The organism is Rhodococcus jostii NBRC 16295, from assembly GCF_001894825.1.
In the GTDB taxonomy this organism is placed as follows: Bacteria; Actinomycetota; Actinomycetes; order Mycobacteriales; family Mycobacteriaceae; genus Rhodococcus_F; species Rhodococcus_F jostii.
In genome coordinates this window covers 53567-73206 of the sequence record NZ_BCWY01000022.1, presented here as the reverse complement: position 1 = coordinate 73206, position 19640 = coordinate 53567, and the positions used below count along the sequence as shown (strand labels likewise).

Sequence of the window (19640 nt, the reverse complement as noted above, 5' to 3'; positions counted from 1 at the left end):
CATGACCGAAAACAGCATGGACCATCGAAGACTCGCCAAGAAGCTCACCTGGCGCGATGGCATGGCCATGGCGCTGACCCTGCCGGTTGGGTTGTTCGTGACGTTCGGGTACCTGCTCGGCGTAGTCGGCGCGTGGACCGCAATTACGGTCTGGTTCATCGGCGCTGTCATCAGCTTCCTGCAATGCCAAGTCTTTGCGGAGATGGCGGCAATGTTCCCCCGCGACTCCGGAGGGGTCGCACGCTACGCAATCGAGGGCTGGAAGAAGTATTTTGCCCCGCTTGGAGCCGTCGCTGCGTTCGGCTACTGGCTCGGTTGGTCACTGTCCATCTCGATGGCCTCGGTCGTCTTCGGAGAATTGATCGAGGCGACCTGGTTTCAGGACAACACTCTCACCTTCGGCATCTTCGGCAACAAACTAGGCCTCGAACACCTCTTCGCTCTCGGTGCCATGCTGTTCGCCTGGGCCTTCAACTACTTCGGTTTGAAGTTCGGCGCCACGGTCAACAAGGTGCTCGGGTTGCTGGTTGTCGCGGGTCTAGCGGTAATAACGGTGGCGTGCCTGGTCAGCCCGTCGATCCATTGGTCGACGACCAACTTGTCGTGGTCGGTCACGGGCGACTGGCGAACGGTCGCTGTCGTGTTCTACGTGACCGCGTGGACGATCTACGCGGGCGAGATCGTTGCTTCGTTCGCACCCGAGTACAAGGACACCGCCCGCGACACTTCCAAGGCCATGTCGCGAATTTCGTTGTTCATGATCGTATTGTTCGTCGTCGTCCCGACCGCCCTCGCAGGCGGTCTTGGAGAGGACGCAATTCGGGACAACCCGGTGAATTATGTCGCTGTGGCATTCGACCAGGCGTTCGGTGGCGCGGCCTGGATCGGAACGATCGTGATCGCGTCGGCCCTGCTGATCTCTATCATCTCCACGACCGCCGACGGGGGCCGCGCGCTCTTCGGGCTAGCGCAGGAAGGCATGACCATCAAGCAACTCGACTGGGTCAACCGTTGGGGTGTGCCTGGCCGGTCCCTGACTCTGGACGTGCTCCTCAACGCGACTGTCATGGTCCTGGTGGGCCATCCGGTGAGTATTTTGCTGGCGAGCAACCTCGGCTACCTGCTGGCGATAATCCTGGGCTTGGCGGCATTCCTCTTGCTGCGTAAGGACCGACCGAACTGGCCACGGCCGATTCGGCGGAGCAAAGGCTGGATTCCTGTCGTGGCAGTCCTGGTGGTGTTCAATGTCTTCATCACAGTGATCGGCGTCCTGAATCCCGAACTGCTGGGCTATGGGGGCGCCAGGGAGTCTCTGGTCGCGGTGGCTGTTCTGCTGTTCTCGGTCGTTCTCTATGCGTATCGGCGCGTGGTCCAAGACAAACTTCCCATGCTCTGGCGGCTTCCCGCTCCGGCGATGCCTCAGGGTGCCGACGCTCTCGCCCTCGAGCACGAGATGCGGCAGATGCATGCTTCGCCCACCCGCGCGAAGCACAGTGACCCGATGACGCCCACCGAACTCGAGAAAGAACATCTGTGAGGAACCCTGCAAGCACTACGCCCCGCAGACAAGGCGATGAACCTCGGTCAGTTCGAGCTCGCCCGCTCCAGGTGCGGTGGTCGACCCCGGAATCCCGCTGAGCGCTACAAACGTTGTGCATCCCGCGAACGTCAACTCGCGGGATGCACAACGCACTCGGATCTCTCGTTTCCGGGCAGTGGCAACGGTCCCGCATCGCTGACCGTCCGGATCGCATCGAAGTGAAATCGGCAATGAGGGGATCGAAATGAGAGTGGACGCGGAAGACGTGAAGTACTTCCACGTCGTGGCCGAGGCCAAATCGCTGGTCCGCGCCAGCCAAGAGCTGGGGGTCGACTACACCACCGTCAGCCGCCGGATCGGTCGGCTGGAGAAAACGCTCGGCACTCGACTCTTCAGCCGAAGCACGGCTGGGTGGAAGCTGACACCCACGGGCGAAGGTCTACTACCGGCCGCGCGCATGGTCTCCCTCGGTGTCGAGGTGTTCGCGGACGGCGACCCGATCGTCTCCAGCCCCGAAGAATGGACCGTCCTGGCCCCGGACGGGTTCGCGGCCACAGTCCTGGCACCGCGCTGCGGTCGCCTGATCGCCGAGAGCGGGATCATCCTTCGTATCGTGACCGCGGACTCCCTGGCCAGCCGTGACGGAGTGTCCTACGACGCGGCGGTGGTCCGCACCAAGCCCACGTCTCCCCGGGTGAGGACCCAAGAACTCGTCACCTACGAAATCGGGCTCTACGCTACCGAGGACTACCTGCGCGAACACCCCGGAATCAGTCGGATCGAGGACCTACAGCACCACGTCCTGTGCTGGTATGCGGAGGACCCACTCGCAGCCGTACCCGACTTTGCGACTCTCAGACCGCTGCTGCCCAACATCATCCGATTACAGTCCAACAATCTCCTGATACACGAGGAAGCAGCACTGGCAGGGGCGGGGATTGCCGTCATGCCCTCCTACATCGCACGCAGGCGCCCGTCCCTGATCCGCGTCCTCCCCTCGGAGGTCACGTACAAAGGCCAATACTGGACGGTCCTGCCGGCCGCGCAACTGCGCTGGGAAATCACCCGGAAGGTCGTGCGGTTCCTTCGCGAGGCAGTCCTCGACGCGGGCCTCGCCACGTACTCGGAAGAGGAGCCACAGTGAACGAGCGAGAAGTCAACGTCGCCGTGCTCGGCGGGGGCAGCGCTTGCCCTTCCTCTTCGCGGACAACACCTCCGGCTGCGTCGCCGGCACGCTGAATCAACGGCAGTGGTGATCGCGTCGACGTCGAGAAGTCCGCACTTTTCCGCGTTTGGCTCCGTAGGTCTCGGAGGAATCGCCTACCGGTTCCGCGCCGACATCGACTGGCGTGACCCACGTCGCACGTGCGTAGGATGCACGCTATGACGTCGGCCGACCCTGACCTCGCCGACCACCGTGTTCTGGCCGACGCGCTGACCGCTGAGCGGCCGCTGTATGCGCTGGTGACCGCGCTCCACGGGCTCTCTGCCGCACCGGTGGCCGTGATCGATCTGCGCGGTGGGGTGCTGGTCAGCGTTCCAGCGAGGGCCGAGTGGCAGGCTGAGGAACTGGTCGCTGCCTCGCCCCCGCCCGGGGAACTGGTGGCGGGCTGCATGCTCCGGCCGGTGGAGTTGGAAGGCGAGCCGGTCGCTGTGCTGTGCGCGCGGGGACAGGACATCCCACCGGCGCTGCTCGCGTTCGCCGCGACGCTGGCCGGCATCGAGCTGTCCCGCCGGCACGCCGTATTGAGCGGGCGACGGGAGCTGCTGGGCCAGGTGCTCGAGGACGTCATCGCCGGTCAATCCAGTGAACAGGAGGCCGCGCGGCGGCTCGGCGAGCACGGCTTGGACGCCGCCAAGGCACATGAGGTAGTCGTCGGGTCCGTGGCTTGTCCGCCTCGACGGCTCCGCTCCTACCCGTGGAACTTGCACACCCTGCTGAGCCAGCAGCACGACCCGCACCTGCGTGCCATCGTGCACGACCGCGTCGTCCTGGTTGTCCCCGAGGGCGCCGGACTGTTCGTGGCCCGACTGTGCCACGAGCACCTCACCGGTCTGGGACCGGACGCCCGCGTGGGGGTGAGCAAGCCGCGCGTTGGGGTTCGCGGTCTTCGTCTGGGCTATTTCGAGGCGCGCAACGCCCTGGCTGAAGGGCACGGCGTGCACGTGCACCGGATCCAGGATCTGGCCACGGCACTGCTGATCGCCAGTATCGAGGCCGGGATGCCGCTGGGCGATCTAGCGGCCGAGGCACTGGCGCCGCTCCTCGAGTACGACCGCAAGAACGGCACCTCACTCGTGACCACGCTGCGCCGCTACCTGGCCGAGGACTGCGCACCGGCGGCGACTGCGACGGCACTGTTCGTGCACCGCAACACTTTACGCAACCGGCTGAAATTGATCGAGGAACTCACCGGCCGCGATATCGATTCGCCGAGCAGCCGCACACACTTCTGGCTCGCCACGACCGGCTGGGAACTCGGCTCCGCCGCCGACCTGTCGTCACTACTCGACGGACGGGGACCACAATGACCGACAGCGCCCAGATCGCCCTCGACACCGTCCTTTTCGTGGGCGGTGACACCACGGCCAGTCAAGCGTTCTACACCCTCGCCATGGACCACGCGCGCGACGGCGACGACTCCGGACAACGCATCTCGTTCGTACCCGCCGGTGACGTACCCACACCACCGTCAGGATGCTGGGTACCCTGCTTCGGCACCACCGACAGCGCCGCCGCCGGCCGCCGCGCCCTCGACCTCGGCGCCCGCCCGGCAGGCACGGTACTTGCCGACGGCCAAACGCTGCCCGTGTATTCCGCGCCCGACGGAGCACTGTTCGCCCTGACCGAGCTGGCCGGTCCCCGACCCTCGAGTCGGCAGCTGGGGGACGTGGCCTTTGTCGATCTGTACACGCCGCTGGCCGAAGAAGCCGCGGCCTACTACGCCCGGACGCTGGCCTGTGAGGTGATCGACGAGCCTGCGCCCGGCCCGGGCAACTACCGCCTGCTGGTGTTCGCAGACCGTCCAGGCGCCGGCGTAGTGGACATGCTCGACGTCCTACCTTCTGCCGTTGCGCCGCACTGGATCCCCTTCCTGCGAGTTCTCGACCTCGAAGCGGAGGTGGCCCGCCTGAGCGACCTCGGCGCCCGGGTCCGGGTGCCGGCCACCGAATCAGCGATGGGTCCCTTCGCCGTGCTCGCCGATCCATTCGGGGTCACCTTCGGAATCCAGACGCCCGCCTCCGACGATCTCCTCAGAGAGTACGTATCAAGCACCACCTGAGTGTGGGCATGCACAGAATGCGCGCCTCAAACTGTGCACGCGTATATGTTGGCGGGTCGAATTAGTGATTAAGTTCATTCTTACTTGATCCGCACTCCCCACGATGGAGACGACATGACCACCGCCCTCCCGCCCGCACCCCTCACCCCTGCTGCGCTGGACTCCGTACTGCAAGAACAACTCTCCGATGCACGGACGCTTCCGGCGGAAGCCTACCTGTCCCCCGACGTCCTCGACTGGGAGCGCAAACACCTAATGGAGGCCGCCTGGGTCTGTGTAGGGCGCAGCAGCGACGTCGGCACGCCCGGCGACCAGCGCGCCGTCCGGGTCGGCACCCAGGGCATCCTGCTGACCCGCGATGCCTCCGGCACCATCCACGCCTTCTACAACGCGTGCCGGCACCGGGGGCACGAATTGTTGGCGGTAGACACGTGCACGAACAAGAGAGTCGTGCACTGCCCGTACCACTCGTGGGTCTACGAGCTCGACGGCGCGCTCCGCTCCGCGACGCAGTTCACCGGCACGGAGAGCCTCGCCAAAGAGGAATGGCCGCTTGTCGGGTTACGCTCGGTCGAATGGTTCGGCTGGATTTTCGTCAACGCCTCCGACGACGCCCCCGACTTCAGTGAGTGGGTCGGCAATCTGACCGATGTCGTCGCCCCCTGGGATCCCACGGACATGGTCGTCGGCGAGTCGCACAGCTACACGCTCCAGACCAATTGGAAATTGGTGATCGAGAACTACCTCGAGTGCTACCACTGCCCCTCGATCCACCCGGAGCTCTGCCGGGTCAGCCCGCCGGAGACGGCGATGGGCCTGCGGCACACCGGCATGTGGCTGGGCGGACCGTTGGAGTTGCGCGAGGATGCCGAAACCATGAGCCTCGACGGCCGCAGCGACGGGGAGCGCATCGCCGGGATCAGCGACGAGCAGGCCCGTCGGACGATCTACTTCATGCTCGCACCCAATCTGCTGCTCACCCTGCAGCCGGACTACGTGATGACCCACCGTCTGGTGCCGCTGTCACCCGGTGAGACGTTCGTGGAGTGCTCCTGGCTCTTCCCCCGCCACGTGGCCGAGCGCCCCGGTTTCGACCCCTCGTACGCCGCGGGGTTCTGGGACATCACCAACCGACAGGACTTCGCGGCCTGCGAGTCCGTGTACCAGGGCCTGCTGAGCAACGGGTACCGGCCTGGCCCCTTCGACGCGCGGGAGGACGGCGTGCGCGCCTTCCAGGCCCAGCTCGCCTCCGCCTACCTCACCGGACGCTGGGACGTAGCGCAATCCATCAGCTTCGGCGGTCGCGATGACCAGTGATCCCGAGTTTCCACTCGAGGTCACCGCCGTAGCCTCTCCGGCAGCGGGGGTGCGGCAGGTGCGCCTGGAGCGTCGCGACCGCACCCCGCTGCCAGGCTGGGAGCCCGGCGCGCACATCGACGTGCTGCTGCCGAACGGACTGGTGCGCCAGTACTCACTGTGTGGCGACCCCCGGGACGATGCGGGCTACGAGATCGCGGTGCTGCGCGCGCCGCAAGGTCGCGGTGGCTCCGAGCACATACACACGCAACTGCGCATCGGAGACGTGATTCCCGCGCGTGGGCCACGGAACAACTTCACCTTCGCTGCCCGGCACCGGACTCTGTTCATCGCCGGCGGAATCGGGATCACCCCGATTCTCGCCATGATCACACAGGCAGAGCGGGACGGCAACGAGTGGACACTCGTCTACGGCGGGCGGACCCGCGACTCGATGGCCTTCGCCGGCGAGCTACAGCGCTATGGAGACCGGGTGCAACTGGTCCCGGAGGACGAGCTCGGGCTTGTGGACCTCCCCGCTCTGCTGGGTACGCCTCGGCCAGACACCGAGGTCTACTGCTGCGGCCCCACCGGTCTGCTCGACGCCGTGCAGCGGTTGTGCAAGCCGTGGCCCGCGGGGTCGCTGCACCTGGAGCGGTTTTCCGGCGCCATCACAGACGCGCCGACGGACGGGTTCACCGTCGTCGCCGAACGCAGTGGCGTGGTCTGCTCGGTAGCGCCGGGGCAGTCGATCGTCGACGCGCTGGCTGGCATAGGCGTCGTCGTCCCGACCTCCTGCGGAGAGGGCGTCTGCGGCACGTGTGAGACGAAGGTACTCGACGGCGTGCCCGACCACCGCGACCTGCTCCTCGGCGACGACGAGCGGGAGGCAGGCACTTCGATGATGATTTGCGTGTCCCGCGCCCTCGGCCCACGACTGGTCCTCGACCTGTAGCACCGGCGGCCGGGACGAGGGCGCCAAGGTTGGCCGGCTACGCGGCATTCCCCTCACTGCCGACATGGTGGATCGCGTGCCGAATCGATGTCGCGTATGCAAGTCTGCGCCGTCGGGGTTGCAGTCGAAGCGGTCCCCTTCGGATGGCCACCTACCGATGGGCAGACTGCCGGCACGGCACTCCTCATCGTGCCCAGGCCGCCGGCGAAACCGATTGCTCACCACCATGATTGACCTGGCGTTGGAACACCCCCAGGGAGTAGTACCACCGACACGGCTGGCCAGTGGCTTTCGGCGTCCCGGAGGTGGTCCACACGACCGCGATCGGGTCGGTGGATGCGCCCACCGGACGAGCGTCTATCTCGACGTGCAATGACCGGTCGGCGTGGCCGTGCGACGCCTCGCGCGGCCACGCCTACACACCCGCATATATCAGGCTGGAAGATGGGAGACGACGTGACCGAAGGCGAACTCGCCATGCTCGACTTCGCGGTCAAGTGGGCGCCTTTCGGAGGCGGAGACGAACACATCCTGCCCGAGTTCGGCGTCTTCCCCACCGTGTTCTACCAGCGATTACAACGTCTCCTCACCCACCACCCCGGCGTGAACGACAGCGTCCGACGCCGGCTCGACGCGCTGTGCACCCTCAAACTCGCGCCGCTGCATCAGAACAAGCAACGGTCGTATTCCCGCGTCCCTACGGTGCGTAGTTCGGCATTGGATAGGAAAGTTGACGGTCACGCGAGAACGACTGACAGCACCGCGTGTCCACCTCGTTGCGGCGGAGGCGATCTTGATTCCGACGGCCTCCTCAGGCCCGGATAGATGTGTGGAACCCTATGGACTCTCAATCGTATCGCCGATGGCGCCACAACGTCGCGCCGCCAGGAGTGAAGTCAACCGCAAGCGCAAGCATCCCGACAGTGAGGCGGAGTTCCTCATCGAATTCGCCAGCATGTGGGCGCCATACGAGTGTGCCACCGAAGAAGAAATCTCATCCACTTCGGAATGACAACGCGCCAATTCAACGAGCAGTTGTGGCAGGTCATTCCTGAATCGAGCTGTGATCATCGAGAGATACGGAAACTAGTGCCGCATCAGGCAACGTTTGCCTTGTTCACGATCTCCCGCCACCGTTCGTCGGCGGCATGCTTGTTCCGCCAGATGATGTAGCGGCGGATCATGCTGGCCTGCTCGCGATGATAAGCATGGTCGGTGCCATCGAGCGCGAAGTAGCCCAGCGCGGTGAACTGCGCCGCGATCCGGTTCAACCACGAACTATTCGTGGGCGTGTATGCGATCTCGACGTTGTTCGCCTCCGCCCAGTTGGCGACCCGGCGGCACTTCTTCGTAGTCAGGTGCGGGGAGAAGTTGTCGCACACGATCGCCAGGCGCATGCCGGCCGGGTAGAGGCTGCGCAGGTAGCGGCAGAACGTAAGGAACTGGGTGCGGGTTTTGGTGTCCTTGACATGCCCGTAGAGCCTGTCGGTGGCCAAATCGTAGGCGGCGAACAGGTGCCGCACCCCGTTTTGGCGGTTGCATGTGGCCCGTCGGCGGCGTCTCGGTTCACGCTCGGGGTCCTTGTGCCTGCCGCCGCGTTCGGCCCACTATCGGCCCGGTGCGGTTGTAGGTTCAAGGGGCCGAATTCGGGACTGCCCCCACCCTGGTTGACACACGGGGTGTGCACGTGTGCGGTCTGATGGAGCGTCTCATACTCGACGGGCGTCAGTCGACCAAGCCCGCGTTGCCGGCGCCGCCCGTGGTAGGTCGTCTCGATCCACCCGACGATCGCCAACCGTAGTTCCTCACGGCTGCTCCAGCGGCGACGGTCAAGGACGTTGCGTTGCAGCAACGCGAAGAACGATTCCATCGCCGCATTGTCATCACATGCCCCCACCTTCCCCATAGAGCCTTGTAAACCATTGCAGGCCAACAATTCTACGAACAATCCAGAACGGAACTGACCAGGTTCAACCGGTGGAAGCAACACCTCGACAATGGAGGTGTGGGATGGGACGACCACCAGGATGGGCGGCAGCGTTAACGGGGCGTGCGGTGATGCGGTCGCCGGGACGCCCTCCGGTGCGCCGGGACCTTGAGCTGGCGTTCCGGGCGCGGATCGCCGAGGGCCTCACGAGCGACGACGCAGCGAAGACGTGCGGCGTGTCGGGGCCGGTGGGGACCCGGTGGTTCCGCCAGGCTGGTGGGATGTCACCGATCGAGTTGACCCCGGTCTCGGGAAGGTACCTGTCGTTGACCGAACGCGAGGATATGTGTCACCACGGAGATCCTCCACGACCGCCTGCCGCCCCGACGTCCCCACGTCAACCCCGCGCGGTCAAACGCAAGATGTCCGTCTTCCACGTCAAGCACCCCATCGGCCGCCGCCCTGTCGTCCTCTCGGGCGACTCCGTACCGTCTCCATAAGTAAACGGAATTGCCTCTAGCCTCCTCTAGCCTCGATGTTTCGTCTTGCGAACCTCGCTACCGACCTGCGGACAGATGGCCGGTAGCGAGGTTCGCTCCAAAGCAAGCCCTTGGCCGCGAGTCCTGATCAACGCGGTGCGCGTGATCTGGGGGCGATGGCACCGCAATGCTCCGGCTGCCGAGGATCTGCTCACGCTGGTCTACCTGTTCGGCAGAAACGCGACCTCGAGGACATCGACGCCTCGCGTCCACAGCCCGGTCGGCTTAGGCACGAACCCTTCGGCGAGCCTCAAGTTCGACATGTTATCCAAGATCATGCCGGTTGCAATCTCGATCTCGGCCTTCGCCAACTGGGCCCCGACACAGAAGTGTCTTCCCGTTGCGAAACCCAGATGATCAGACGCACCGCTGAAACCCTTCGATGTGCTGTTGTCTTGGCGGAACATGTCGAAGTCGTTCGGTCTGTGGAACTTTCGCGGGTCCCTGTTAGCTGCGGCAATCAGAAGGTTGATTCGTGCGCCCTTCGGAATTGTCACTCCGTGTAGCTCGATGTCGACTGCAGCCTGTCTACCCGCTATCCCGACGGGTGGCGTGTAACGCATCGTCTCGACGAACGCGTCTACGATGAGCTCGCGGTTGTCTCGAACCGCACTGAGCTGGTCCGGATGTTGTAAGAGGTTGAGCAGCATCAGACCGAGCGCGCGGTCGGTCGTCTCTCCACCGGCCGTGATCATGAGACTGACGAACGCGCGTACTTCTTCGTCACTGAGTCGATTGCCGTCTATCTCCGCCAACGCCATCTGCGATATCAGGTCGGCGCCAGGTTTGGCACGCCGCTCTTCGATGAGGGGTAGCACGTACTCCGTCATCTCTGCTCGGGCCGCCAATCCGCGGTCGATGACTCCCTGATCACCCGACAGGTTGGCGGTGAAAGCATGAAAAGCCCGGTACCAGCGGGAAAAGTCCTCGTGCCGTTCTCGTGGAAGGTCGAGCATCGTTTCGATGACGGAGATGGGGAGTTCGCCGAAGTAGGTAGACACCAAATCTATCGACGCGAACTCTCGCTCGCCGGTCCGAACGCGGTCTGCTGCTGCATCGAGTTGCGGCAGGAACATCTGCTCCACCGTTGTCGTCACAGTGGGGCGCAGGTCGTCGATTCGGACAGTATGGAACAAGGGGTTCAGCAACAAGCGGTGTGACTGATGCTCCTTGCCGTCCAACTCGAGCACGGTACGTCCGAAGATGAGACCGAGTCCGTCCGCGTAATTCTGTGAATTGGTTTCCTGTCCGCGCAGTAACCGTTGGACGTCCGAATGCCTCGAAACCAGGTAACTGTCGGATCCCGGATGGTAGACCACCGGAGACACTTCCCTCAGATACTGGTAGGCGATCTGCGGATCGTTGTCGTGCTCGTCCGACAGGATGTCGGGTACGTCTGCGGTGGCGGTGTGCATGATTTCTCCTTCTCGAGGGGGAAAATCAGGACGAATGGTGGAACCGGGGCGCATACGCGACATAGACCGAAGTCGTGGCGCTGTCGAGGCGAAGACGTGAACAATGCTGGATCAGATCTGCCTGCGTGTCTCCGCGTCGAAGAACTGGGTCAGGTTGACCTCGGCATCACGCCGGAGAACGTCCTTGCGGATCTTCGAGGTCGGGGTTTTGGGTAGGTCGTCGACGTGGCGTATGTAGCGGGGACGCATGTATCGGGACAATTCCGCCTCCGCCAGCAGATCGAGTTGCTCTGCGGTGAGCTGTGCACCGTCTTCGGACGTGAAGTACACGGCGATGTCGTCCTCGGACATGTCGCCCAGGTCCGATGGGACGGCGATGACCGCCGCTTCCAACACCCCGGTGAACGACTGCAGGACCTCTTCGAGCTCTCTGATGGACACGTTCTCACCCCGTCGTCGAAGTGAATCGGATTTGCGCCCCGCGAAATACAGGTAGTCGTCCTCGTCCACGTAGCCGAAGTCACCGGTGTGGAACCATAGATTGCGGAAGTCGTCCCACGTCTCGCGCTCACGTCCGTAGTAGCGCTGCACGGTGATGTAGGGGTCGTGTCGACGCACCGCGATCTCGCCAACCGTTCCCAGCGGAACTTCGATGTCATCGGCATCGACGATTCGCACGTCGTTGTGGTCCCGCAGGATACGACCTGCCATTCCTGCTGGACGGTCGTATCCCTCCCCAGGTCGAGAAATCGACACCGGTGCACATTCGGTCAGGCCGTAGAGAGTGGCGAACCGGGCTTGGTAGCGGTCGTCGAATTCCTGCACATTGCGCGGGAACGGCACCACCAGCACCGTCGACACGCGGTTGTCGGACTCTTCCGGTGACGGCGCCTTCTTCCACAACAGCTGCAACATGCTCCCGAGCAAGCTGACTGCTGTGCAGTCGAAACGCTGTACATCAGACCAAAATTTGCGCACCGAGAAGCGGCGGCCCAACACTACCGTCGCACCGAGACCGATGGCCGGCAGGAGCGTGTGACACTGCGCATTGGCATGGGAGAGGGGCAGGCAGGTGTAGAAGCGCTCCTGTGCGTTCCAACCGCAGGATTCCGCAATCTTCAGCGCGTGGGTAATCGGTTGAGCCTGGCTCACTACGGCGGCTTTGGACGGTCCCGACGTCCCAGAGGTGAACATCAGCAGATAGTTGTCGCTGAAACGCGGAACTCGGTGCTCATCATCTTTGCCGCCATCCGCGACATCTTTGGGCGCGTACGGTTCCTGAACGCGTCCCAGCCGAGGGACCGTACCGATCTCGCCGGCCGGTACGTCATCGAGGATCCACACGTAGCCGAGACGGTCCTCTCCCAGAACGGATTCGACGTTCGCCGTCTGGGATGAGGCAATGACGCCGTAGCTGCAGTCGGTGGATCTTAGAAAGTGACCCAGCAGTTGGCCTTTGGCCTCCGCGTGAATGGGTACCCCCACTGCTCCGATCCGTCCGATCGCGAGGAGAAGCCAGATGTACTCCGGCCTGTTGTCGAGCAGAACCGCGACATGAGTTCCAGGCGTGACGCCGGCGTCACGCAACATTCGGGTCGTCTTCGCGACCTCGACATCCGCCTCGGCGTAGGTGAACTCACTGGTCTCCCACAGTAGAAACGTCCCCTGCGGATTCGACCGCACCGCCCGCTGCCACAGGTTGTCCACCGTACGATCTCGCAGTTCGGGAAGGAGACCGGGTTGCACGAGATCCGCGCCGTCGGAAGTACGAATCGTGTCCGTTGTCATGCGGCATGCTCCTCATAGTGCGACGGGAAGTTCATGTGAAGACCTTCCCGGTAAGTACTGGACCGCTTCCGTCCATGAATCTGCGGGGTAGCTCACTCCTGGGCGAGCACACCCGATGTCCCTTCTCTTACATCTGCTGCTACACCAGTCGATGTACGACGATCCTCCGACTCGGTTCTGCTTGCCCAGAACCTAGCGAGGATCGCACCGGAGATGACGTGCCATGATCCGGCGATTGCGCTCGGGAGAGCTGCAGCCGGACTGAAATAGGTGTTGGCGAGAGCCGACGCAAGCCCGGCATTCTGCATACCGACCTCCAGGGTGATCGCGCGAGTTTCCCGGAAGGATCGACCTGTCGCACGGCTACCCAGATAACCGAGAGCGAAACCGCCAACGTTGTGGAGGATGACAGCCAGGATGATGATCGGGCCACTCGCGAGGAACGCTGCGTTTCCTGCTGCGAAGACACCACCGGAGATCACGATGATCGCGACACCTGATATCGGACCGACCAACGGCATGAAGCCGCGTACCAGTTTCGGAAACGCATACCGGATGACCAGACCCAACACGATCGGGACCAATACGATCTGGGCGATGTCACGAGCCATGGACGCAACCGAGATCGTGATCATCTCACCGACCAACAGCTTCATGAGCAGCGGTGTCAATCCGATGGAAAGAAACGTCGACAGCGTTCCCAACGCAACAGCAAGCGCTACATCACCTTTGGCGATGAACACCATCACGGTCGAGGCGGAACCACTTGCGATGGAACCGAGCAGCACGAGTCCGATTGTGAGATCGGAGCTTAGTTGAAGTGCTGTGGCGATGCCCAGTGCCAGCAACGGCATGATCGTGAAGTGACAGACCGTACCGATCACCACCGATACCGGACGCTTTGCGATAGTCGCAAAATCCTGCGGAGAGAGAGTCAATCCCATCATCAGCATCAAGAGCATGATGATGTACTTCGCATAGGCCGCGATCGGCGCGAGTTGGTCGGGAATCAGCAAGGCGAGACCTGCGCTACAAATGATCCAGATCGACAGATATTTTGTCAGCACGCCGGATGCCGCATGGAAGTATCGCATAGTGATCCTTCGAGTCAGGGGGACTGGAGACTGCCAGGACAACTTCCGTTGCCCACCAATACTTTCGACAGATGCTCTCGATAACGACCGGGTCGATCAGAACGCACGAGGTACAGCCGGATTACCGGTGCAGCGGGTACGGAACGAATGCCCGTCCTGCGCGTTCGATATGACCGACACTTCCTCGGACCACCCGGAGATGCAAGGCAAGTGTAATGCGCGTCACGTCATTTAGGCAATATTGGCTCCAATATTGCCTAAGGAAAATCTAGTCCCCACGCCAAAGCACACGCGCCTCCTCCGAAATGTACGGAGGAGGCGCGTGCGCAGTTGCGAAAGATCGGCGACGTCAGAGAGTCACGAACACCGATTTCGGTTCGGTGCAGGAGTGGTACCAGTCGAGCCCGAAATCGCGTCCGATCCCGGACTGTTTGAAACCACCGAACGGCATCCTGGGGTCGAGCTTGAAATAATCATTGACCCAAACGGTTCCAGCCTTGATACGCCTCGCAACAGTGTGTGCTCGACGAAGATCGCTCGTCCAGACCGCCGCTGCCAGGCCGTACTCGGTGTCATTTGCGAGCCGAATCGCCTCCTCCTCGTCATCGAATGGAATGACGGCCAGCACGGGTCCGAAAATTTCCTCTCGTGCGATTCTCATGTCGTTGCTGACACCGATGAATACCGTTGGCTCGACGAAGAAACCCTTTCCGCCTCCGCCCGAGGCATTTCCGCCCACCGCTGCCACCGCACCCTCGTCCTTGCCCAATGCGAGATAGCTCGACACCTTGTCGAGCTGCTGGCGAGACGCGAGCGGTCCCACCGACGAGTTCGGATCCAGCGGATCACCGACAGTGAGCGCCGAAACCTGCTTCACCATCGCCTCCACGAACCGATCGTGAATCCCACGCTGCACGAACAACCGTGTTCCGGCGAGACACACCTGGCCCGTGATGGACACGAATCCGATAATCGACGCAGTCACCGCGGCGTCGAGGTCTGCATCGTCGAACACGATGTTGGGAGACTTGCCGCCCAGTTCGAGCGAGACGCGCTTGAGATTGGATACCGACGCAGCGAGAATTTGACGGCCCGTCGGCGTTGAACCGGTGAATGCAATCTTGTCGATTCCCGGATGTTCGGAGATCGCACTTCCGGCAGAATGCCCCAACCCGGTGATGATATTGAGAACGCCCCCCGGGAGGCCGGCTTCCGCGAGCAACTCCCCCAGGCGAACCGCCGTCAGAGGCGTCGTCTCCGCGGGCTTGATGATGAGTACGTTGCCCGCAGCCAGAATCGGCGAGGACTTCCATACGAAGTTCGTCACCGGGGAGTTCCACGGGATGATGGCACCACACACGCCGATCGGATCGCGGAGTGTGTAGTTGAACGAGCCCGGGTCGGTCTGCGGCGTATCGCCGTGAATGTGTTCTGCGCCGCCGGCGAAGAATCGGACCGTCTCGGCTGCATCGGTGATCGACGCAACCGCCGTCGCCAGCGTCATGCCGTTGTTCAGCGACTCGAGATGCGCAAGTTCCTCGCGATGAGTGTCGATCAGATCGGCCCATCGACGAAGAATCTTTGCTCGATCGAGGGGACCCAGGAGCGACCACGGTCCGGTTTCGAACGCCGCGCGTGCGGCCGTGACCGCACGATCCACATCGACGGCACCCGCGGCGGCCACTCGGGCGATGACATCCTCGGTCGCCGGATCCACGACATCGAGTACGTCACCGGAATCAGCAGGCACCCATTCACCGCCAATGAACAGCATCTTGCTCGAATCCGTAAGAAACGCATCGACTGCGGGATTGCGAGTCCGCTGCGCGGCGTCGGAAATCTGATTCAAAGTCACGTGCGTCTCCGTCTTCTGCAGGTAGCTGGCAGTAGCCGCTCGGCAATCGTGAACGAAGTCGGCCAGCCCGCTCAAAGTAACGCCGATCACACCTGTAGTCAATATTGGAGCCAAAATCGCACACTCGCACGAGTGCTGCGGTGTGGGCCGAACCGTCACGAACTCCGAGTGTGTTTGACAGCACACCAACGAGTGCTAGTTTGGCAACTAAATTGTATCCAGTATGCGCAGCACCGACACCGCACCAACTCCGAGGTCGGCCCACTGCTTTAGTGAAGGGAAGTCGCGTGGACGAACGCACAATCCTCGGCGCGCTCATGGCATCCGACGCGAAGGCTCCAGGCGAGGTCCGTCTACGCCTCGTGGGCGACCGTGGATATACTGCACGCGAATTGCTCACTCGCGCCGCATTACTCGCTGGCGTACTCGCCGAATCGGGAGTCAACTCGGGTGACCGTGTCGCCATCATGATGTCGAATCGCATCGAGTTCCTCGACACGTTCTTCGCAGCGGCTCACATCGGCGCATTGTCCGTACCGCTCAACACCAGCCTTCGTGGCCCCATCCTCGAGCACATGCTTCGAGACTCCGCACCAGCCGTTCTGGTGATCGAGGAATCGTTCACCGAGGTGATCGGACGCGCCCTGACCAAGGTCGGGATCTCACCGCGCGTCCTCGTCATCGATCACGCTCCATCGTCGTTCGCGATGGACACGCGCGACTACGCAACCGCCCTCGATGCGGCAGGGGCAGTCCCGCCAGCCGACGTCACTCGGTACGACGACGCAGCCATCCTGTACACGTCGGGCACGACCGGGCCTTCCAAAGGCGTATTGCACACGCATAATTCGATCGTGGCCTTCGGGGAGAAAGCCGACTGGCTCTTCGGTTACACACCACAAGACGTCGCACACAACTGCCTACCGCTGTTCCATGCGAACGCGCTGTGTGTGACGCTGCTGCCCGCGCTCCGAGCAGGCGCGACCGTCGTGTTCGGAAGGCGGTTCTCCGCCTCCGGCTTCTGGCAGGAAATCAGGGACGAACAGGCCACCGTCATATCCATATTGGGGGCCATGGTCCCGATCCTCTGGGGAGCGCAACCGACAGAGGACGACGCCGACAACGCGGTACGCGTCGCGTTGTCCGTACCCACGCCGTCCGCGGAGTTCTACGACTCCTTCGAGAAAAGGTTCGGCCTTCGTCTCGTGTCCCAATACGGAATGACAGACACGTCCTCGGTCATCGGGACGCCACCGGACCAGCCCGGACGTCCCGGGTACTCCGGCGTCGCACATCCCGACTTCGAGTGCGTGGTGGCGGACGAGCACGACATGCCGGTGCCCGACGGCGTAGCCGGTGAGCTCATCGTTCGACCTCTCAAGCCCGACAGCATCATGAGTTGCTACTGGAACAACGCCCAGGCCACGATGGAGACGTGGAGGAATCTCTGGTTCCACACCGGCGACGTACTCGTTCGGGAACCCGACGGGTGGTTCAGGTTCATCGATCGACAGAAGGACGCCATGCGGCGATTCGGCGAGAACATCTCGTCGTTCGAGGTGGAAACCGTCGTCGCTACGCATCCCTGCGTTCACGAAGTTGCGGTCTATGCAGTACCTTCCGAGCTGTCAGAGGATGAAGTCATGGCAGCGATCGTGCTCGTTCCGGGCTCGGTTGCGGACCTCGCCGAGCTCGGCCGCTATTGCGACGAGCACCTTCCCTACTTCGCATCGCCGCGATATCTACTCGTAGTAGAAGAACTTCCGAAGACCAAGAACGAAAAGGTCCTAAAATCGGAGCTGCGCCGCATCGGCGTGACCGACAAGACCGTAGACCGTGGAGCCCGAGGTCGGAAAGCAGCTGCGACACCAGCAGTCTGAAACGACCCGCCCCACTCGAATCATTCACATTCAGAGGAGTAGCTGTGCCCAAGGAATACATGACCAGGTTCAAGACGGCGGACGTGTCGATCGACGACGTCGGCGTCTTGACTGTCAGAGTCCATTCACGAGGCGGGTCACTCGGCTGGAATGCGTTGCCCCACCGAGAATTACCCGAACTGTTCGCAGCCATCGCCGCCGACCGAGATGTACGCGTCGTAATTTTCACGGGTACCGGAGACCGGTTCATCGACCTGATCCCATCCTTCGAGGAAGCAGTCGCACGTGGCGAGGCGCCCGCCGCGGTCATGGACGACGGACTGTTCGAAGGAAACCGGTTGATCTCTGCATTGCTGGCGATCGAAGTCCCGATCATCGCGGCGATCAACGGTCCGGTCGACGTGCACGCCGAACTCGCTCTACTCAGTGACATCGTGCTGTGCACCGAGGAAACCTACTTCCAGGACGCAGCCCACGTTCCTCTCGGGCTCGTCCCGGGCGATGGCGTCCAGGTGTTGTGGCCACTTCTGCTCGGCTTCAATCGCGCACGGTACTTCCTGCTGACCGGCCAGAAGATCTCCGCTGCAGAGGCTCTCACGCTCGGACTGGTATCCGAAATTCTGCCCTCCGACGCACTGGCAGACCGTGCGCTCGCGCACGCGCGCCGACTGGCCGTGTGCAACCCCGTCTTCGTCAGGAACACACGACTGGTGTTCATCGAGCAACTGAGGCGTGCGATGGCGGCCGACCTGTCCACCGGTCTCGCACTCGAAGCCGTGGCATCTCTGTCAGGTGCAAATTGGGACGGACCCTACGCTCCCGAGCCGATCGGTCCGATCTCCGAATGATCATCAGCGCAGCGCAGTTGATCGATGGGCGACCGCAATGAGGACGGTTCTCTGCGCCGAGGGCCCGGTCGAACCGCAGGCCGCTCTCGAGCGCTATTTCGAGTTGCACCCACCGACCACGCTCGATCCGGTACACCTGGTCTTCGGAATGCGCCGCAGCGCGCCGAGCCTCCCCCATCCGGTCGGGCCCGAATGCTTCACAGTAGGCTCCTACATGCCCGGCCGTGGGTTGAAGCATGTTCAGCCGCTCACCTACCACCGTCAGTCGTACAGCGAGATCTGCCGGTCGCTCGCTGACAGATCTTTTCAGCCCGATGTGCTGATCACGTGTGTAACCCCACCCGACGACGACGGACAGCGTTCGCTGGGCGGAGTGAACGGATACTTGGATCCCGTTGTCGCACTGGCCCCCCGCATCTTCGCGGAAGAGGTCTCCTGGCTGCCCCGGATTCGCGGGGCGACGGTCGTGACCGACGTCGACGACGTGGTGACCAGTCGGACGTCGGACAGCGACGAGCAACCGCCTTTCTCGGCGGCATTCGATGCGGTGGACGAGGCGGTCGCCCGACAGGTGGCGCGCCTGATCCCGACGGCTCCACGTCTGGCCCTGGGCATCGGCCGGGTCAACGATGCCCTAGCACTCCAGCTTGCCGGACGCGGGGATGTCGAGATCCTCACCGGCGTATTAACCGAAGCAGTGCGAAAGATGTACGAGAGCGGTGCTATCGGCGGCGCGACAATGCGAGCAATGTCCGTGATCGGATCTCCGTCACTTCTTCGATGGGCCGCGTCGTGCGACGACGTACGTCTATTGCCGTCCACCAAAATCCACAACCCCGCGTGGCTGTCCCAGCACGACCGCTTCGTCGCGGTACTCGGCGCGATCGACCTCGACTGTGCCGGCAACATCAATTCCGAACGCGCGGGCGATTCCACTATCTCAGGAAGGGGCGGTGCGGTCGACTTCGCGCGGGGCGCGCACGGCAGCCCGGGCGGGCTGAGCATCGTCGCTTTGCGGAGCAGCGACAGGAACGGCGTGTCCAGACTGGTCCAGCACGTGAGCGATCCGAGCATCAACAGCGACGTCATCGATGCGGTGGTCACCGAGAAGGGGTCTGCAATCATCACGCACCTCGACACCGACGAACGCAGGCGCGCTCTCTCGACTATCTTCTGACACCCGTGTATAACTGCACGGCGGTGACGATTGCGCAGTGTG

Annotated in this window: 16 protein-coding genes and 2 pseudogenes; 12 read left to right on the top strand and 6 right to left on the bottom strand. The window is 62.9% G+C overall.

Annotated elements, in window-relative coordinates:
* The first annotated feature begins 1 nt into the window (after nucleotide 1).
* The 8 genes from RJ1_RS16145 to RJ1_RS48830 all read left to right on the top strand — a co-directional run bounded on the left by RJ1_RS16145 (nucleotide 2) and on the right by RJ1_RS48830 (nucleotide 8087).
* Nucleotides 2-1537 (top strand): APC family permease, encoded by a 1536-nt coding sequence (locus RJ1_RS16145; RefSeq protein WP_073361470.1) that lies wholly within the window; start codon nucleotides 2-4, stop codon nucleotides 1535-1537.
* Nucleotides 1538-1784: 247 nt separating this feature from the next.
* Complete coding sequence (locus RJ1_RS16140) at nucleotides 1785-2684, top strand: LysR family transcriptional regulator (protein ID WP_083400797.1); 900 nt, start codon at nucleotides 1785-1787, stop codon at nucleotides 2682-2684.
* Nucleotides 2685-2923: 239 nt separating this feature from the next.
* Nucleotides 2924-4072, top strand: coding sequence for a PucR family transcriptional regulator (locus tag RJ1_RS16135; protein ID WP_073361466.1), 1149 nt, complete (start codon nucleotides 2924-2926; stop codon nucleotides 4070-4072).
* A complete protein-coding gene (locus tag RJ1_RS16130) occupies nucleotides 4069-4824 on the top strand; it encodes a VOC family protein (RefSeq protein WP_073361464.1) in 756 nt (251 codons plus the stop codon). Before RJ1_RS16135 ends, RJ1_RS16130 begins: the two co-directional genes overlap by 4 nt.
* 114 nt (nucleotides 4825-4938) lie before the next feature.
* Nucleotides 4939-6141 (top strand): aromatic ring-hydroxylating oxygenase subunit alpha, encoded by a 1203-nt coding sequence (locus tag RJ1_RS16125; protein WP_073361462.1) that lies wholly within the window; start codon nucleotides 4939-4941, stop codon nucleotides 6139-6141.
* A complete protein-coding gene (locus tag RJ1_RS16120) occupies nucleotides 6131-7075 on the top strand; it encodes a PDR/VanB family oxidoreductase (protein ID WP_073361460.1) in 945 nt (314 codons plus the stop codon). Before RJ1_RS16125 ends, RJ1_RS16120 begins: the two co-directional genes overlap by 11 nt.
* 456 nt (nucleotides 7076-7531) lie before the next feature.
* Complete coding sequence (locus RJ1_RS16115; RefSeq protein WP_240320065.1) at nucleotides 7532-7900, top strand: DUF3263 domain-containing protein; 369 nt, start codon at nucleotides 7532-7534, stop codon at nucleotides 7898-7900.
* A 37-nt stretch (nucleotides 7901-7937) separates the two neighbouring features.
* Complete coding sequence (locus RJ1_RS48830; RefSeq protein ID WP_338049604.1) at nucleotides 7938-8087, top strand: hypothetical protein; 150 nt, start codon at nucleotides 7938-7940, stop codon at nucleotides 8085-8087.
* Between the two features lie 85 nt (nucleotides 8088-8172).
* On the opposite strand, the gene RJ1_RS16110 is transcribed toward RJ1_RS48830, so the two are convergent.
* Nucleotides 8173-8598: a transposase gene (locus tag RJ1_RS16110; protein WP_240320064.1), complete on the bottom strand. Its 426-nt coding sequence runs from the start codon at nucleotides 8596-8598 to the stop codon at nucleotides 8173-8175.
* 176 nt (nucleotides 8599-8774) lie between these two features.
* Nucleotides 8775-9038: pseudogene (locus tag RJ1_RS16105) on the bottom strand (integrase core domain-containing protein); the annotation flags it as partial.
* A 47-nt stretch (nucleotides 9039-9085) separates the two neighbouring features.
* Between RJ1_RS16105 and RJ1_RS49295 the strand changes: the two are divergent.
* A pseudogene (locus RJ1_RS49295) lies at nucleotides 9086-9349 on the top strand (IS30 family transposase); the annotation flags it as partial.
* A gap of 353 nt (nucleotides 9350-9702) precedes the next feature.
* Here RJ1_RS49295 and RJ1_RS16095 read toward each other — a convergent pair.
* From RJ1_RS16095 to RJ1_RS16080, 4 genes are all read right to left on the bottom strand, one after another.
* Nucleotides 9703-10956 carry a cytochrome P450 gene (locus RJ1_RS16095; RefSeq protein WP_073361458.1) on the bottom strand — a complete coding sequence of 418 codons (1254 nt, stop codon included), beginning with the start codon at nucleotides 10954-10956 and terminating at the stop codon, nucleotides 9703-9705.
* A gap of 111 nt (nucleotides 10957-11067) precedes the next feature.
* Entirely contained in the window at nucleotides 11068-12744 is a 1677-nt protein-coding gene (locus RJ1_RS16090) for an AMP-binding protein (protein WP_073361456.1), read from the bottom strand.
* 92 nt (nucleotides 12745-12836) lie between these two features.
* On the bottom strand, nucleotides 12837-13838 hold the full coding sequence (locus RJ1_RS16085; RefSeq protein ID WP_073361454.1) for a bile acid:sodium symporter family protein: 1002 nt from the start codon (nucleotides 13836-13838) through the stop codon (nucleotides 12837-12839).
* 349 nt (nucleotides 13839-14187) lie between these two features.
* Nucleotides 14188-15612 (bottom strand): aldehyde dehydrogenase family protein, encoded by a 1425-nt coding sequence (locus tag RJ1_RS16080; RefSeq protein ID WP_073361452.1) that lies wholly within the window; start codon nucleotides 15610-15612, stop codon nucleotides 14188-14190.
* Between the two features lie 398 nt (nucleotides 15613-16010).
* On the opposite strand from RJ1_RS16080, the gene RJ1_RS16075 reads away from it, so the two are divergent.
* From RJ1_RS16075 to RJ1_RS46750, 3 genes are all read left to right on the top strand, one after another.
* Complete coding sequence (locus RJ1_RS16075) at nucleotides 16011-17573, top strand: AMP-binding protein (RefSeq protein WP_240320145.1); 1563 nt, start codon at nucleotides 16011-16013, stop codon at nucleotides 17571-17573.
* Nucleotides 17574-17632: 59 nt separating this feature from the next.
* Nucleotides 17633-18421: an enoyl-CoA hydratase/isomerase family protein gene (locus RJ1_RS16070; protein ID WP_073361448.1), complete on the top strand. Its 789-nt coding sequence runs from the start codon at nucleotides 17633-17635 to the stop codon at nucleotides 18419-18421.
* A 466-nt stretch (nucleotides 18422-18887) separates the two neighbouring features.
* Nucleotides 18888-19598, top strand: a complete 711-nt coding sequence (locus RJ1_RS46750; RefSeq protein ID WP_162850407.1) for an acetyl-CoA hydrolase/transferase C-terminal domain-containing protein — start codon at nucleotides 18888-18890, stop codon at nucleotides 19596-19598.
* The last annotated feature ends 42 nt before the right edge of the window (nucleotides 19599-19640 follow it).